Origin of the sequence: Moraxella catarrhalis (genome assembly GCF_001656295.1) — a bacterium.
In the GTDB taxonomy this organism is placed as follows: domain Bacteria; phylum Pseudomonadota; class Gammaproteobacteria; order Pseudomonadales; family Moraxellaceae; genus Moraxella; species Moraxella veridica.
Map to the genome: position 1 here is coordinate 211,699 of NZ_LXHE01000002.1, position 17,435 is coordinate 229,133.

The following is a 17,435-nucleotide window of genomic DNA, read 5'->3' on the forward strand; positions in this document are numbered from 1 at the left end:
CTAAGCCATGATTTTTGGCTAAAATGATTTAAACTACTTTTTATTAGTACCAACCAAAGGCAAGCCCGCTGATTGATAGCCTTGAATACCACCTTCAAGACGCATAAAATTGGGTCGATTGATCAGCTGTACAGCAGCACCTGCTTGCATGCCAATATCACAAACCAAAATCACAGGCACTTCAATGGCTTGTAATTCGGCTAGGCGATTTTTAAGGTCGTTAAACGGTATGTTTTGGCTACCAGTGATATGACCATTGGCAAACTTGTTAGCTGGGCGAATGTCAATAATGCGAGCATTTTGATTATTGACCAATAAGCCCAATTCGCTTGGCGGAACTTTACGACCACTGCGTTTGCCTTCGATGGCAAAAAATGCAATGATTAATACAATCAGCAATCCAACTAAGACTGGATGATTACCGATAAATTCAAACCAACGTTCCAAAGTATACTCCAATGTCTAATCATAAAACTCGTATTATAACGCCAAATGTATCTAATTGCACCGTTTTTCATGTCCATGATGAATCATGAGCAGATTGGTATTATTTGGCAGAAGGCTTAACCGCACTTTGACCCGCCTTGGCTTCATCAATCAAGGATGTCAGGCTTTCGATACGCCTTGGCAATACCTCACCTTGCATTGCCGCTGCCCATAAGGCACATCCTTTGGCATTGGGCGTATGATGACAATCACGAAATTGGCAACTGTCAGCCAGTGCATGTAATTCTTCAAAACCAAGCAAAATATCATCTGCCGACAGATGCCAAATCCCATATTCACGAATCCCTGGCGTATCTATGATGCCACCTTTGTCCACATGATGGGCATCATAAGGCATGAGTCGGCTGGTCGTTGTGGTGTGCTGACCAAGCTGTGAGTTTTGGGAGATGATGTTGGTGGATTGATTGGCATTGGGTAAAAGCTCATTAATTAGGCTTGATTTGCCCACACCTGATTGCCCAGCAAAGATAGACAGCTTGCCATTAATGTGCCTAAAAAGTGTCTGCAAACCTGATTTGGTGTGCGTTGAGGTCTGGATCACGCTAAAGCCATATTGATCACCCAATGCTCGATACTCATCGATCATTTGCATGATGGCATCTTGATCATTTGAATTTTGCTCATTTAATAAGTCGGCTTTATTTAATACCAATAACGGTGTGATATGATTAAGCTTGGCGATTAATAAATATCGATCGATAAGATTAACGGCAGGCTTGGGCAGTGGTGCAAATACGATGACAAGCATATCTACATTGGCAGCCACTGGCTTGACCTTATGGTAGCGATCAGGGCGAGTGATGAGTTTATGCCGATCAAGTAAATGCTCAATGCGTCCCAATCCTGCGGTAGTATCAAGGCTAAATTTGACACGATCGCCTGTAGCAAGCATGGGTAAGTTGGTGCGAGCATGACAACGCCAAATCGTGCCAATCTGCACCAAAGGTTTATTAGCATCTGTATCAGGCAAGCTTGGCATAACTGTGGGCAGATTTGTTATCTGAACATCAAGCTGCTTACCAAAGTGCGACACGATCACACCTTCGGCAAATGTCGCATCATCGGCTTGGACGGTTTGATTTTGTTCAATTTGGCGAGTTTGGCGTTTGGTTAATTTGCGGCGACGAATCAGCGACATAAATGATGACTTAAAATAAATAAGATTGACCAAAAATTGGTATGATAATCCTTGCAAGATGTATCTTAAGATGAATATTTTGATAAAGCTTGGTGCTTGCCACTGTAGCATAAAAAATTTACTTGGGCAAATTGTGTTTGTGGTTTTTTGAAGAATTGATAAATCAAATCGGCTCTTGGATAAATTGGCTGAATTTATTTGGGAAACTGCCAAAAATCTTTTATAATACGGGTTTATTTTTATCATTAACTCACAGCAATTAAGTGCTGATTGTCGCCAATCGCTTAATTGTCAAATATAAGGCAACCATGAGTAAGCTAAATCCTCGCCAATTAGAAGCATTAAATCACACCCAAGGTCCGCTACTTGTACTGGCTGGTGCTGGCTCAGGCAAAACTTCGGTCATCACCCAAAAGATTGCCCATTTGATTGAAAATTGCCGTATTCCTGCCGATCGCATCACTGCAGTAACTTTTACCAATAAAGCGGCGCGTGAGATGAAATCGCGCGTCCAAAAGATTTTATCTCATGAAAAATCTCGTGGATTGACTGTTTCAACATTTCACCAGTTTGGTCTGCAATTTTTACGCTATGAATTAAAACACACATCATTAAAACCCAATTTTTCAATTTTGGATGCAGATGACTGCCAGCGTCTGCTTGCAGAACTGATGGTGCGTGATAATTTAAGCGGTGCTGAACGCCGTGAACTGGTGCATGAAGCCATCAAGAAAATCTCTGATTGGAAAAATGATCTCATTGCACCCAAAGATGCCGCTGAAACGCTAGACGACCCTGAAGATCTTGGTTTTGTGCATTTGTATGAATTATATGAGCGTAATTTGCGAGCGTATAATGCGGTAGATTTTGATGATTTGATTGCCATGCCTGTGCGTATCTTAAGGGAAAATCATGAGGTCAAAGATAAATGGCAAAATCGTATCCGCTATCTGCTGGTGGATGAATATCAAGATACCAATACCGCACAGTATGAGCTGATTAAATTGTTGGTTGGGCGGATTGGGCGATTTACAGTCGTGGGTGATGATGACCAGTCAATTTATACATGGCGAGGTGCCAAGCCTGAAAATATGGCACTTTTAAAGCAAGATTTCCCCAATCTTGAGGTGGTAAAACTTGAACAAAACTATCGCTCAACCAATCACATCTTGGGTGCTGCTAATGCGGTCATCGCCAACAATGAGCATATGTTTGAAAAATCGCTTTGGTCTGATAAAGGTGATGGTGAAAAAATCCGTGTTATCACCTGTAATAATGATTTTGATGAAGCTGAACGAGTTGCCAAAGAAATTTTGACGCATCGACTACGCAATAACCAGACTTGGGATAAATATGCGGTGCTGTATCGCAGCAACTTTCAGGCTAGGGCGTTGGAAGCTCAGCTAAGGCAGCTTGAGATTCCGTATAAATTATCTGGTGGTACTTCATTTTTTGCGCGTACCGAAATCAAGGACTTGATGGGCTATCTTCGTATTATTATTAATCCTGATGATGATGCGGCATTTTTGCGAGTCATTAATACACCAAAGCGTGGTATCGGTTCGGTGACACTTGAAAAGCTTGGACTGTTTGCACAGCACTGTGGCACATCGCTGCTTGGTGCGTGTACTCGTGCAGGTGTTAAGGACGCATTGGGTGCTAAGGCAGGTGCGACCATTGAATCTTTTGGGGAATTTATCGATCACTACACACGTGAGCTGCACGATAACAGCGATCCTATGCCTTTGGTGCGTCAGATGATCACTGAGACAGGCTATATTGATTATGTCAAAGAAAGCTCCAAAAATCCCCAACAAGAAAAGGGACGCTTAGATAACATTGAAGCCTTATACTTAAGTATCGCTGCACTGATTAATCGAGCCGAAGATGAAGATGATAAGACGATTGATGCGGTGATTCGCAAGATGGTTTTGTTGGATATGCTTGAACAGCAACAAGAAGAAGAAAATACCAACAAAGTTAATCTGATGACGCTACATGCCGCCAAAGGTCTTGAATTTGATTATGTGTACATCATTGGCTGTGAAGAAAAACTGCTGCCGCATGTCAATTCAATCATGAGTGCTAATATCGAAGAAGAGCGTCGCTTAATGTATGTTGGTATCACCAGAGCCAAAAGTGAGCTGACTTTATTGCTATGTAAACAGCGACGATCTGGAGCGGATTTTAAGGCGGTGACACCCTCAAGATTTCTTGATGAGTTGCCAGCAGAGTATCTATCTGGTGCTGTTACCAAAAAAGAAGATTCCAAAAAAGTCGCTGAAAACTATCTGGCAAATATTCAAGCGATGCTTGCCGCCAAGAAAAAGTAATGATTAAAACTGGCAATTAAAAAAGCTGCATCGCATGGATGCAGCTTTTTTGCTAGCTACTTATGAGCTGCCTATTTTTAGATCAGCATGTCATCACTAAACGCTCTGAGTGGCTCACCGCGCACTGTGCTTTGATTGGCTTTATAATAGCTGGCAGTTGATTTGGGTAGCTTTTGACCACGAATGGTGTCACTGATTTTTTCGGCGATCATTCGTGGTGGCGTTTAGGTTACCTGTGATAATCAGCGGTATGATCGACGCATCGACCACGCGTAAGCCTTCTAAGCCTTGGACGCGACCTTGTCCATCAACCACCGCCATCTCATCATCACCCATCTTGCAACTACAAGAAGGGTGATAGGCAGTTTCGGCGTGATTACGCACAACCTCATCAAGCTCATTGACGGCGTTGGTGCCATTTTGGTGCCATTATAGTTAAGCGCAACAGGTAAAAAATGGTACTGGATATTTGGCCACTCAAATTCAGGGCGACTTCTGATGAATCCACCTGCTTCAAATTGATTACTTGCGCCGATGCCTGTACCCATAAATAACCATTCGGCACCAATGGCGGGCTGGTTGTACCATTTTAGGGCAGGATAAAGCGAAACAGGGCGTTTACATTCATACTGTAGATACATCTCAAGATGGTCTTGTAGATTTTCGCCCACGCCTGGTAGGTCTTGGACGGCGCCAATGCCAAATTCATCTAAAAGCGCCTTTGGACCGACACCTGAGCGCTGTAAGATCTGTGGTGATGCGATCACGCCAGAAGAGATGATGACTTCGCGATTGGCGTGGACGGTGATTGGGTTTTTATCATTGCCTTGTAGATACTGTACACCGATCGCGCGCTTGCCAGAAAATAACACTTTATCGGTGACAGCATGGGTTTTGATGGTCAGGTTGGGGCGGTGTTTTGCCATATCCAAATAGCCACGCGCGGTGCTTGAGCATCGACCCTTCGGCGTGACGGTTCTGTCCATCGGACCGAAGCCTTCTTGCTGATAGCCATTCAAGTCATCAGTACGCGGATAGCCAGCTTGTACGCCAGCTTCGACCATCGCATCGAACAGCACATTTCGACCGATTTTACTATTTTTATAAGATGTGGTGACGCTCACAGGCCCTTGACCGCCGTGATACTCATTTTCGCCGACATCGCGAGTTTCAGATTTTTTATAATAAGGCAGTCGGCATAAGTCCAGCCTTCAAGACCGCCAAGCTTTGCCCAATTATCCAAATCCATCACATTGCCGCGGATATAGCACATCCCATTAATGAGCAATGAGCCGTCCAAGCCTTTACCGCGTCCACATTCCATTTTGCGGTTATTCATGTGCGGCTCAGGGTCGGTGAGATATGCCCAATTATAGCGGCGACCCTGTAAAGGATAAGCTAGCGCGGCTGACATTTGAGTACGAAAATCAAGGCGATAATCAGGTCCGCCTGCCTCTAATAACAGCACAGAGACATCGCTATCTTCGGTCAGGCGAGTCGCCAAGACGTTACCTGCTGAGCCTGCGCCGACGATGATATAATCATAAGTTTGAGTCATGTGTTTTCCTTGGTGTGAATGGGTTTGATATAAAATTTAATCGTTAATCAATGATCAAACACTGAGCTAAATTCGCCCATCTCAACCTGAACAGATTTGATATGCGTATAATGATTTAATGTGGTTAGCCCATTTTCACGACCAGCGCCAGATTGCTTATAACCGCCCACAGGCATCTTAGCGTAACCGCCCACAGGCATCTTAGCGTAACCGCCCACAGGCATCTTAGCGTAACCGCCCACAGGCATCTTAGCGTAACCGCCCACAGGCATCTTAGCGTCAGACTCGCCCCAAGTATTGATCCAGCAAATACCCGCTTCTAGCTGATGAATGATGCGATGAGCTTGATTCAGATTTGGTGTCACCACGCCAGCTGCCAAGCCATAATCAGTATCATTGGCGCGTCTGATGACTTATTCTTCAGCTTGGTAGCTCAAAATACTCATGACTGGTCCAAAAATCTCATCTGTGACGATGCTCATGCCATCTTGGCAGTCGGTAAATACCGTTGGTAAGACAAATGCACCAACTTCTAATGCATTGCCGTCGCCAATCTTGATGTCAGATGCGCCAGCGCGACCACCGCCGCATAATACTGTTGCGCCTTCTAATTTGCCCTTTTCGATATAATCAAGCATTTTTTCATGTGGTTGTGGCTGACGACAGGTCTCATATTGGTTGCATCATCGATGGGGTCGCCTAAGCGAATTTTATCAACGCGCGCCTTGATGGCGAATTCAAAGTCGGATTTTAATGACTCAGGCACAAACACGCGCGTGCCATTGGTGCAGACCTGACCTAAACTATAAAAGTTCGCCATCATTTCGATGTCTGCTGCCAGATCTATATCGGCATCTGGGCAGATGATGAGCGGAGACTTGCCACCAAGCTCCATCGTGACTTCTTTGAGCGATGAGGCGGCAGCCGCTGCCATGACTTTTTTGCCTGTATCGACCGAGCCTGTAAATGAGATTTTGGCAATATCAGGATGCTCGCTTAGATAAGCACCAACATCACCGCCACCTTGAACCACATTAAATACGCCATCTGGCAGACCTGCTTCGGTGTAGATTTCAGCCAGCCTCAGCGCAGTTAAAGGGGTGACTTCACTGGGCTTAAAAATCATGGCATTGCCAGCGGCAAGTGCAGGCGCTGATTTTCACAGCGCAATCTGAATCGGATAATTCCAAGCGCCGATACCCGCAACAACTCCAAGCGGCTCGCGGCGAGTATAAAAATAACTGTCTGGTCTGAGCGGTACTTGTATGCCATCAATCGCTGTGGCAAGTCCAGCATAATACTCAAGCACATCGGCGCCTGTGACGATATCTACCGTCGTCGTCTCGCTCATGGCTTTGCCGCTGTCGGCGGTCTCAAGTTTGGCAAGCTCATCATTGCGTGCACGCAAAATCTCAACGGCTTTTAATAAAATGCGCGAACGCTTAACCACAGTCATCGCCGCCCAAATCTTTTGACCAGCTTTGGCACTTTCGACTGCTTTATCGACATCTTGCTTACTGGCTGACTGCACTTTTGTGATCACTTCACCTGTCGCAGGATTGATGGTATCAAAGGTCTCACCACTGGTGGCATCGACATAGCGCCCATTGATATAAAGTTGTTTGGTGTCTGACATGGTATGCTCCAAATTCATTTCACTTGTCTGTCATTAATAAACGATAAAGATGAGAAACGAGTTATCCTAATTATTATCATTATTTGTCAGTAAGTTAATAATTGATTAGATAATTTAACTTGTCATCTTTTTAAATATGGTATATCATAACAAAATTCTAAAAATTACGCAAATTATTGATTTTTATAACAATTTTTGGTTATTTTTCTGTAATTTTAAGGTGTTTTTAAACATAATTTGTGTAATTTTTTATAAATTTATTCAACTTTAATAAATAAAATATCAAGAGTATTTTTTTGGATGTACAAGCTCAAGGCAGTCGTCTGAACCGTACGGTTTTCTTTTTATCTGCCGCGATTATTATCTTTTTTAGTATTTATACGATGCTGTTTAATGACAGTGCTTCTGAGATTTTAGACAGCGTATTGGCGTGGGTAAGTACTACCTTTGGATGGTATTACTTCTTTGCAGCGTCTGCTTATATTATGTTTGTGCTGATTTTGGCATGTTCGCGTTATAGCTTGACGGGATGGTGTATGTACGCCTTGGTGGGGATTGCGCTTGGATATTTTGCGTATCGCTATAATCTGCCACTGACCATCCGCTCAGCGCTGTATCCAATGATTGGCAAAAAAAATTAACGGTCCTGCCGGTGATGCGGTGGATGTGGCTGCCATATTGGGGACGATTTTTGGGATTGCGACGACATGCGGCATCGGGGTGGTGCAGCTGAATTATGGCTTGCATGTGATTTTTGATTTGCCTGAAAATTTGCTGTGGCAGGTGATTTTGATTTCTTTGGCGGTTGCGATCACCATCGTATCGGCGACGGCTGGCGCCTCAAAGGGCATCAAAATCTTATCAGAGCTCAATATTTATTTTGCGCTTGGTTTGATTTTGTTCATTTTATTTTTGGGGAATACTGAGTTTTTATTAAATGCCATCGTGCTCAATATTAGCGACTATATCAGCCGCTTTCCTGCGCTGACTTTGGATACTTTTGCTTATGGTCAAAACCCTAATCAAAAACAATGGATTCAAGATTGGACGCTGTTTTTTTGGGCATGGTGGATTGCTTGGTCGCCATTTGTGGGATTGTTTTTGGCGAAAATTTCTAAAGGTCGCATCATTCGTCAGTTTGTCATCGGTACGCTGTCGATACCGTTCATGTTTACCCTAGCGTGGCTGTCAGCCATGGGTAATGGTGCGCTGAATGAAGTGTTTAAGGGGAATATTGCGTTTGCCGAAAAAATCATCGCACGTCCTGAAATTGGTTTTTATGAGCTGTTGTCGCATTATCCTTGGTTTTCGGTGACAGCGATTTTGGCATTTGTTTCGGGGCTGCTATTTTATGTGACTTCTGCGGATTCAGGCACGATTGTGCTTAGTAATTTTAGCTTCAAAGGCGAAAATAACGACGAGACACCGCCTTTATGGATTCGGCTATTTTGGGCGATCGCCATTGGTATGCTAACCGCTGCCATGCTTATGACTGATGGCATCAGTGCGCTCCAAAAAGCTACGATTATCATGGGCTTACCGTTTAGTTTTGTGATGTTTTTTGTGATGACTGGGCTGTTTAAATCCTTGCGCTTAGAAGATTTTCGCGCCGAAAGTAATAAGCCAAATGCCGCACCGATCGTAGGTAATGCGGATATTGAGAATTGGCGCGAGCGTCTAACGCGGGTGACGGCTTATGCAGACGCCGATCAGGCGCGTCAAATGCTAGATCAGTCCTGCCTACCTGCAATGCAAGCGTTGGTGTCGGAGTTTGCAAACATTGGTCTTAAGGCGTCGGTCATCCAAACCCCAAGCGAAGATGACGCCAGACTGTACCAAGCGACTTTTACGATCAGCTTTGAAGATGAGTATGATTTTAGCTATGGCATTTATCCGGTTAAATATCCTGTGCCCAATCGCCCGACCGTTGATGATGGTCAAGAGTTTTATTATCGACTTGAGACGCATCTATTAGAAGGTTTGCAGGGTAATGATTTGTCAGGATATAGTAAAGAGCAAGTGATCAACGATATCTTGGACGGATACGAGCGCCATCGTGCGTTTTTGCATCTCAATCGTGAAACACCGGGCAATCGTCCTGTCTTTGAGTGATACATTGAGTAAAAGCCCCAACTTTGGGGCTTTTTTAGGCAAGTGTTAAGCGTGCTTTCGCATAAACAAAGTCACGACGCCCAAAGCAATCAGCTGAACCACCAAGATTAGACCAACGGTCCAAAGCCATTTGCCTTGAGCATAAGCCAAGGCACATGCCCACGCACCGATGAAGCCGCCGCCATAATAACCCATATAATATAGCCCTGACGCCAATGATCGACCTTCGCTGACATGACTGGTCAAATAGCTGATGGTCGCAGACTGAGTGATGAACACGCCAGAGGACATCAAGGTCAGCCCCACAATCACCACGCTCAAAGGTGTAAATAATGTCATCAATATGCCACTAATGGATATCAAAACCGCCATAAGTATCGTAGAAGTCATCCCAAATCGTGTCACCACACGCGCGGATAATGGCGTGATGACCATACCAATCAAATAAATGGCAAAAATATTGGCAAGGTTGGCAGGCGTGAGCAGATATGGACTTTCTGACAGATGAAGATTGATGAATGTAAAACAGCCCACCAAGCTAAACAACACACACGCTCCCAAAAAACCACTACAAATGACGTGGGGATTCTTGGCATGCGAAAATAGCGTGGCAAATGCAGTACGAAAATTCTCAGAAATGATAAAATTTTGTGAACGGGGCAGGGATTTCCATGCCCACAGCGCACCAATCAATGTGCATATAGCCATCACCACATAGCCGTAGCGCCAACCAATAAAATGCTCCAAATGTCCGGCAAAAAACCGCCCACTAAAACCACCAAGCACCGTCCCTGAGACATAAAGTGACATCATGGTTGCAAGTTTAGAGCTGTATTCTTCACTGATATAAGCAATCAAGACCACCGTAATGCCAGGCACGCTCACCCCTTGCAAAAACCGCCAAAAAATTGCTTCATGGATACTACTTGCCATGCCAATCAGTGCTGTTGGCAGAGCGAGCATGAGCAGTGAGCCGACGATGAATGGCTTTCTACCAACAGCATCAGACATCATGCCCATAAATGGCGATATCAGTGCAATGGCAAGCACAGTCGCACCCACCGCCATTCCTGCTTGAACTTCAGTTGCCTTAAGATCTATCATCAGTACAGGTAAAATCGCCTGAACTGAATACACTTGCAAAAATGCAAAAAACCCAATCATGGCAATGGTGAATTTTTCACTCAAGGTTGGTAGACGGGAACGAAGGGTGGTCATGGTCTGATTTTGGCTGAAATTTTTGTCTATTGTAGCACAGATGAGGCAAATGAGGCTTGAGCTTTGACTTTAGATCATTTTTATAATACATGTTATGTCATTCATCAATGGCTTATTTTTGGGTTTTTGATGACTTAAATGACCTAAGAACTTAAATGATCTAAGATAAGCTACCTAAGAGTTATCCTGATTAAATAATCAGCCAATTTTGCCAAATTATTCTACAAAAATGCTAAAATATCGCCTTTTAATCCTTAAGATAAGCAGGAAAAATGATATGGCACAAATTCAAAAGATGGTATTGATTGTTGGTGGTGGTCATGTCGGCTTATCATTTGCTTTATTGTTGGCACATCATGGCATTAAAAGCACACTTGTTGAGCATCATCGTTATCCGACCATTGAGCCTGATGAAGATAACGCACGCACGCAGTACTTAGACAGCCGCAATACAGCTCTGTCACGCCGTACTGTGCAGATTTATCAAGAAATTGGGCTTTGGACACGTCTTCAGAGTCACGCCTGTCATATTGATCAAGTGAAAATCAGTGAGCTTGGCAGCTTTGGGCATGCCACCTTAAATAAAGATGAAGAAGGTGTGGAAAGCTTTGGACAAGTGATGGAAAACGCACATTTGGGCAGGCAGTTGTTATTGGCAGTTAAGGATAGCCCCTTGATTGACTTATATGATGGCACAAGTGTGATTGATATCGCTCAAGATGAAGCCCATGCAAGTATTACAGTAAAATTTAATACAGGTCAAATCAAAACCTTAACAGCGCCGCTTGTGGTGGCTTGTGATGGGCAGCATTCGGCGGTGCGCAGTCTATTAAATATCGGTGTCGATACTCACGACTATGAGCAAGTGGGCATCGTCGGCGTGGTACAAACTGACAAAGCGCATGAACATACAGCGATTGAGCGCTTTAGTACGGCTGGACCTTTGGCGGTGCTGCCTTTAACAGATGGTATGGGCGATGGTGGTACAGGGCAGACGGCAGGTTATCGCCGCTCGGTGGTGTTTATTTGCCCAAAAGGCGAAGAAGGGCGGTATTTGAGTGATGATGAGTATTATCTTCAGACACTCCAAACAGTCTTTGGGGCGGCGGCGGGGCGATTTGTGGCGACAGGCAAGCGCGGCGCCTATCCACTGACCAAAGTACTGGCGCATCGTCAGGTTTCGGGTCGTTTTGTCATTATGGGCAATGCTGCCCATACGCTACACCCTGTGGCAGGTCAAGGATTTAATTTGTGTCTAAGAGATGCGTATACACTGGCAAATATGCTGGCAAAAGCGGTTGTCAAAGAAGGCAGTCAGGTGGATTTGGGGCAATATGATCGCTTGATCCGTTATGAAAATGCTCGCCAAAAAGACCAAAAACGCGTCATCAAATTCTGCGATACCGTCGTTGGTAGCTTTTGCCACCCCAATCCTGTGATGAGATTTGTGCGTAATGTGGGCTTGATTTGTTTTGATAAAGTGCCAGGCATTAAGCCTTTGGTGGCAGCTTATGCCATGGGACTTAAGTCTTGATTTTCATTGCTCATATAGCGATACAGTATAAGGATATGTCATGATCTTAAAGGCGATAATGATTGTATTTGGGTGCTTATTTCTAAGTCAGCTCATCGTAGGTTTGTTTGATTTATTGCTACCACCGAGCGTCGTTGGACTGATTTTATTATTTTTGGCATTGCAGGTAGGCTTGGTTAAGCTTGCCACCATCGAAAAACTTGCCAAAGTATTAATGGATTATTTGGTGCTACTTGTCGTACCTGCTTGTATTTCTATCATGCAATATCTAGACATCATTCGAGATGATTTTTGGGTGCTAATCATCGGTGTGAGTGTCAGCACGATTTTGGTGCTATTAACTTCGGCAGGCTCATACACTTGGCTAAGAAAGCTTCAAAAATCCCACGCTCAAACCACCAAAAACCAAGGCAGATAAGTCAGATGGATAAATTTGTAACACTGTACCAGACGCTGTCTACCAGTCCATTTTTACTGCTGATGCTTTTGATGGGTGTATTTGAGCTGACAATATGGGCAAGAACACGCTTCAACCAGCCGTTGATTAACCCAACTTTGGTAACAACCATTGTTGTTATCTTGATTTTAAAATTTGCCAATATCAAATGGCAGGCGTTTGAACAAGCCAGTAGCTATATCACCTTTTGGCTTCAGCCTGTGGTTGTGTGTTTGGCGGTGCCTTTGTATATTCAATGGCAAAAAATTCGTGTGCAGTGGTTGCCGATTTTGGTGTCTCAATTTGTGGCAAGTCTTGTTGGTATCGTCTCTGGTGTGTGGATTGTACGGGCGTTGGGCGGTAGTTATGATAGCATGATCGCAACGGCAGCGAAGTCTGTGACGATGCCGATTGCCATCGAGGTTACCCAAGCTTTGGGTGGGATTGTTGGCATCACGGCGGCAACGGTGCTGATTGCAGGCGTGGTAGGTCAGATTTTTGGTGTCTGGATACTTTATAAATCAGGCATGAGATTGCCAATGGGCATGGGGTTATCACTTGGTTCAGCATCTCATGCACTTGGTACGGTATGCTCAATGCAGCTGGGCGGGCGTTATGTGGCTTATGCGACATTGGGTCTGATTTTAAATGGTGTTATGACAGCATTTTTAGCACCAGTATTGGTACCTTGGCTGGTATAAATACATCAAAAACACTTTTTATTTTAAACCGAAAAGTAGTGCAACTGCCTTTTGTTTTCATCCATAAACTTAAGAAAATTATGCAACAAATCATCATTTAGCTGTGTGGTGGGATCGGACTATTTTTGCTTGGTATGAGTCTGATGACGGACAGCCTAAAGGCGATGGCGGGCGAAAGCTTGCGCGCATGGCTTGGGCGTTTTACTGGTTCGCCGACTAAGGCGATGCTGTCAGGTATTGGTTTTACACTGGTGGTGCAGTCATCCACCGCCACCACTTTGGCAACCATTGGTTTTGTCAGTGCAGGCGTTTTATCGTTTGCTCAAGCCATCGGCGTGATCATCGGCGCCAATATTGGTACGACCAGCACAGGCTGGATGGTGGCTTTGCTTGGGCTGAAATTTTCGGTATCAATGGTGGCTCTGCCGATGGTGGGCGTGGGCGCATTGATGAAGCTTTTGGGGCGTAATACCATGGGCTTGTTGGGGCTTGCGTTGGCAGGCTTTGGGCTTTTGTTTATTGGTATTGATTTTTTGCAAGAGTCGATGGCAGGCGTCGCCAATCAGGTGGACTTGGGCAGATTTTCAGGCGTTACACTGCTTACTCAGCTGCTATTGGTGCTGGTTGGGATTATTATGACGATCCTGCTTCAGTCATCGAGTGCAGCGATTACAGCGACTTTGGCAGCGCTGGCAGGTGGGGCGATTGACATGCCGCAAGCACTGATTTTGGTGATTGGGCAAAATATTGGTACGGTGGCTACGGCGATATTGGCAGCCATCGGTGCGACAGTGAGTGCTAAGCGTACGGCAGCGGTGCATGTGGTATTTAACCTGGGGACGGCAGTGGTGGCGTTCTTTGTGCTGATGCCTGCGACTTTATGGCTAACCCAAAACTCGTTTTTGGCAAGTTGGGATGATGTTTTGGTCATTGCCTTTTTTCATACGGCATTTAGTACGATGGGTGCGCTGATTTTTATGCCATTTACGCATCAATTTCAACTGCTGCTTGAAAAATTGATTCCTGAAAAAATTGATGCAGGTAACACGCATTATCTGGATGATAGCTTATTTTCGGTGCCCGCTGTCGCCATCGGCGCTGCAAAACATGTGCTGTGCCAGACGACCACCGAGACTTTTGAGCAATTTATCCAAGCCTGCCGTGGGCAAATCTTAGGCACTCAAATCAGTGTCGGCGCGCTCGATGACAGTCTGGCTCGGGTGGACGAGTATTTACAAAAGATGCCCGTACCTCAGTCACAAGCCGATCAAGAAAGGCTGATGGCACTTTTGCAGTTGGTGGTTTATATTCGTGTGATTCGCGATGACTTGCTTAATAGTGCTTATATTGATTTGTTGCGCACGGATTTGGAAGATCATTTGGTGTGTGCGGTGGATCAGTTTGAAGAGCTGACGGCATTTTTATATAATATGCCAAAACACTTGCCAAGCCAATTTGTGGACAGCTTCGTGGCGTTTGGCGATAATATGAAAGCCCAAAAAAATGATGTGCGCTTATCAATCATTGAGCAGTCCGCGCAGACGCAGCATCACGCCTCTGATGCGCTTGATATGATCGTGGCGCGCCGATGGCTTGATAGACTCGTTAAGCACACCGCTAAGATGGTGATTTTGCTTGGTAAATAACTTCCTGATGTGATGACTACTTATCTGATCAGATCATTAGGATTTATGAATATCATGGATCAAATCTAAGTATAAGCCGATTTTAAGAGGCGATATGATAGCCATTTAAAATCGGCTTTTAGTTTTTAATAAACAAAATGATGCCATTGAATACGTTTTGGTTTTAATATATCACTCAATCAACTTTCGTCTTAAAATTTTACCAACACCTGATTTGGGTATTTGATCAATAAAAGCGATGTGTCTGGGTACTTTATAGGCGGTCAGGTATTGACGTCCCCAGTCAATGAGTTCGTTGGCGGTAATATTTTTATGCGGATGGATAACGACAAACAGCTTGACTGCTTCGTTACTATGCTCATCGGGTACACCCACAGCACAGCATTCTATGATATCTGGATGAGTGTTATAAACGCTCTCAATTTCACTTGGAAAAACATTAAAACCTGAGACGTTGACCACATCTTTTTTTCGATCAATAATCTTAAAAAACCCTGCCTTATCCATGACGCCGACATCACCCGTCTTAAAGTAACCGTCAACCATATAGCTTTCTTTGTCATCCATCCGTCCCCAATAGCCAAGCATGAGCTGTGGTCCTTTGACCCAGATTTCACCTGATGAGCCGTCTGCCACTGGCTCTCCGTCGTCATTCATGAGCTTGATGTCGGTAAGCGGTAAAGGAATTCCAATGCTTTGAGTATAACCAGCAGCAGGTGGGTTTACGGAAATGACAGTTCCTGCCTCAGACAAGCCGCAGCCTTCGATGATAGGTTTCCCGACCACTTCCTCCCAGCGTTTAGCAGTATCTGGTAATATTGCCATTCCGCCGCCCACACAAAATTTGACATGACTATGATCCATCGTTTTGAAATCATCACTCGTGAGCATGGCGTTAAACAATGTGTTGACCGCTGGTAGCACGACAGGGCGATATTGTTTGATTGTATTGATAAGCGTAGGCAGATCTCTGGGATTGGCGACTAATAAATTGGCGAGATGTCGATGCAGACCATAAAGCATACAAACACTAAATGCAAAAATATGGTATAAGGGCAGTGCGGTCAATATATAATCATTTTGGTCGTCAAGCAAATGACCTGTTACTGCATCCAACTGATAAAGATTAGCAAGCAGACCTCCATGGGAGAGCATGGCGCCTTTGGCAATACCCGTGGTACCGCCTGTGTATTGCAGCATTGCGACATCTTGTGAGGTTAGATTGGGTCGGGTGTATCTTTGGCTGTCAGTGACGATGGTTTGGTTATCTTGAATGAAGTCAAGATCCTTGCCAATACTAATCAGTTTTTTAATGCCAGTTTCTGGTAGGCAGGCTAGAGCATCTGCTTGTGGATTGTGAGTAATAAGTATCTTTGCGCCAGAATCATTAAGCTGGTGCTGAAGCTCTCTTTGGGTGTATAGTGGATTGACATTCACAAGTACATAGCCTGCGCGGATGATTGCGAGCATAGCTACTGGATAATGTAACAGGTTTGGCATCATCACTGCGATCCTATCGCCCTGAGCAAGCCCCAACTGTTGACCTAATATCTGTAAATGAGTGGCTAATGATAAACTTAACTCATTCAAATCAGCAAGTGTAAGGTGTTGTCCTTGATCTTTATTGGCAAGGCTAAAAGCAAGCTCATGAGGGCGATTGGTAAAGTGCGCTTCGAAAAAATCAAGCAGTGTCTCATAATCATCGGCTTTTATCGCACCGCAAACATCTGTGTTAATAGCATACTTATCAAAAGTAGCATCCCATGCACGTTGATCAAGTACATCTTTGGAAAAATGAGATAAAGTATGAGCTGACATAATCACTCCTTGATAGTTGTTAATATTGTTCTTGCCATTCCATTTGGTGATCCAGTATAGTTTTTAATTTAACATAGTTTAAAAAAGCCGAAAGCTTAATGATATTTTAGTGTACCACTCTCCAGTCCTAAAGAATTAAAACGTATAAATTTAATTTGGCTATTTTAAATATTATGGGATTTAGCTATACTTTTCGATGCTTTAGGGCAAGGTACATCATCGCCACATTGATGGCATCGTTTAAAGCATTATGCCTTGGTAAATCAGGTATCCCCAAGGATTTGACCATTCCCGCCATGGTCAAATCCACATAGCTGTCATAGTATTTATTTTTGGTTTCTTGGGCATAAAACAGCCGAGACACTTCAATTTGTGGCTGTGGCAGCTTGATACCAAGCATGGGTTTTAAAAACTTATTCACCATCGCCACATCATATTCCAAAAAATACCCCACAAGCGGTCGCCCGCCCACAAATTGTAAAAACTGCTCAATGGCATAGTCCACCTTGACGCCACCGCTCAAGTCCTTGGGTCTTAGCCCGTGGATGGTCACATTTGTTGCTTGCATCATGCCCTCAGGCTTGATTAAAATTTCAAAGGTTTCACTGGTCAAGATGCGATTGCCACGGATTTTGACGGCGCCGATGGAGATGATTTGAGCTTCGGAGACATTGAGACTGGTCGTCTCACAATCAAAGCTGACCAATTCATCAGGATGCGTGTCGTACAAAAATTCATAGCGCTTATCCTTGAGCTGACGGCGATAATATTGATGTATTAACTTGTCAAACATAAAAT

General features: G+C 44.2%; 10 protein-coding genes and 3 pseudogenes. 6 read left to right on the forward strand and 7 right to left on the reverse strand.

The features are described 5' to 3' along the window. Positions 1-33 precede the first annotated feature (33 nt). Positions 34-447, reverse strand: a complete 414-nt coding sequence (locus AO382_RS01080) for a rhodanese-like domain-containing protein (RefSeq protein WP_064608061.1) — start codon at positions 445-447, stop codon at positions 34-36. Between the two features lie 100 nt (positions 448-547). After that, the gene (rsgA, locus tag AO382_RS01085; RefSeq protein WP_064617890.1) at positions 548-1,645 is read right to left on the reverse strand and encodes a ribosome small subunit-dependent GTPase A; all 1,098 of its coding nucleotides are present in this window, start codon (positions 1,643-1,645) and stop codon (positions 548-550) included. 308 nt (positions 1,646-1,953) lie between these two features. Between rsgA and AO382_RS01090 the strand changes: the two genes are divergently transcribed. Continuing rightward, the gene (locus AO382_RS01090; protein WP_064617892.1) at positions 1,954-3,978 is read left to right on the forward strand and encodes a UvrD-helicase domain-containing protein; all 2,025 of its coding nucleotides are present in this window, start codon (positions 1,954-1,956) and stop codon (positions 3,976-3,978) included. A gap of 77 nt (positions 3,979-4,055) precedes the next feature. On the opposite strand, the pseudogene AO382_RS01095 reads toward AO382_RS01090, so the two are convergent. Next, positions 4,056-5,536, reverse strand: a pseudogene (locus AO382_RS01095) (choline dehydrogenase). Positions 5,537-5,583: 47 nt separating this feature from the next. Then, a pseudogene (gene betB, locus AO382_RS01100) lies at positions 5,584-7,172 on the reverse strand (betaine-aldehyde dehydrogenase). Positions 7,173-7,453: 281 nt separating this feature from the next. Here betB and betT point away from each other — a divergent pair. Further along, positions 7,454-9,284: pseudogene (gene betT / locus AO382_RS01105) on the forward strand (choline BCCT transporter BetT). A gap of 45 nt (positions 9,285-9,329) precedes the next feature. Here the strand turns inward: betT and AO382_RS01110 are convergent. Next, a complete protein-coding gene (locus AO382_RS01110; RefSeq protein WP_064617420.1) occupies positions 9,330-10,502 on the reverse strand; it encodes an MFS transporter in 1,173 nt (390 codons plus the stop codon). 277 nt (positions 10,503-10,779) lie between these two features. On the opposite strand from AO382_RS01110, the gene AO382_RS01115 reads away from it, so the two are divergent. From AO382_RS01115 to AO382_RS01130, 4 genes are all read left to right on the forward strand, one after another. Next, positions 10,780-12,036, forward strand: a complete 1,257-nt coding sequence (locus AO382_RS01115) for an FAD-dependent monooxygenase (RefSeq protein ID WP_081261324.1) — start codon at positions 10,780-10,782, stop codon at positions 12,034-12,036. Positions 12,037-12,076: 40 nt separating this feature from the next. Next, positions 12,077-12,454 carry a CidA/LrgA family protein gene (locus tag AO382_RS01120; RefSeq protein WP_064617423.1) on the forward strand — a complete coding sequence of 126 codons (378 nt, stop codon included), beginning with the start codon at positions 12,077-12,079 and terminating at the stop codon, positions 12,452-12,454. Between the two features lie 5 nt (positions 12,455-12,459). Further along, positions 12,460-13,173, forward strand: a complete 714-nt coding sequence (locus tag AO382_RS01125) for an LrgB family protein (RefSeq protein WP_064617426.1) — start codon at positions 12,460-12,462, stop codon at positions 13,171-13,173. Positions 13,174-13,274: 101 nt separating this feature from the next. Continuing rightward, the gene (locus AO382_RS01130; protein WP_258865273.1) at positions 13,275-14,819 is read left to right on the forward strand and encodes a Na/Pi cotransporter family protein; all 1,545 of its coding nucleotides are present in this window, start codon (positions 13,275-13,277) and stop codon (positions 14,817-14,819) included. Between the two features lie 171 nt (positions 14,820-14,990). On the opposite strand, the gene AO382_RS01135 is transcribed toward AO382_RS01130, so the two are convergent. Further along, the gene (locus tag AO382_RS01135; protein ID WP_064617432.1) at positions 14,991-16,637 is read right to left on the reverse strand and encodes an AMP-binding protein; all 1,647 of its coding nucleotides are present in this window, start codon (positions 16,635-16,637) and stop codon (positions 14,991-14,993) included. A 184-nt stretch (positions 16,638-16,821) separates the two neighbouring features. Beyond that, positions 16,822-17,430, reverse strand: a complete 609-nt coding sequence (locus AO382_RS01140) for a 3'-5' exonuclease (protein WP_064617434.1) — start codon at positions 17,428-17,430, stop codon at positions 16,822-16,824. Positions 17,431-17,435 lie beyond the last annotated feature (5 nt).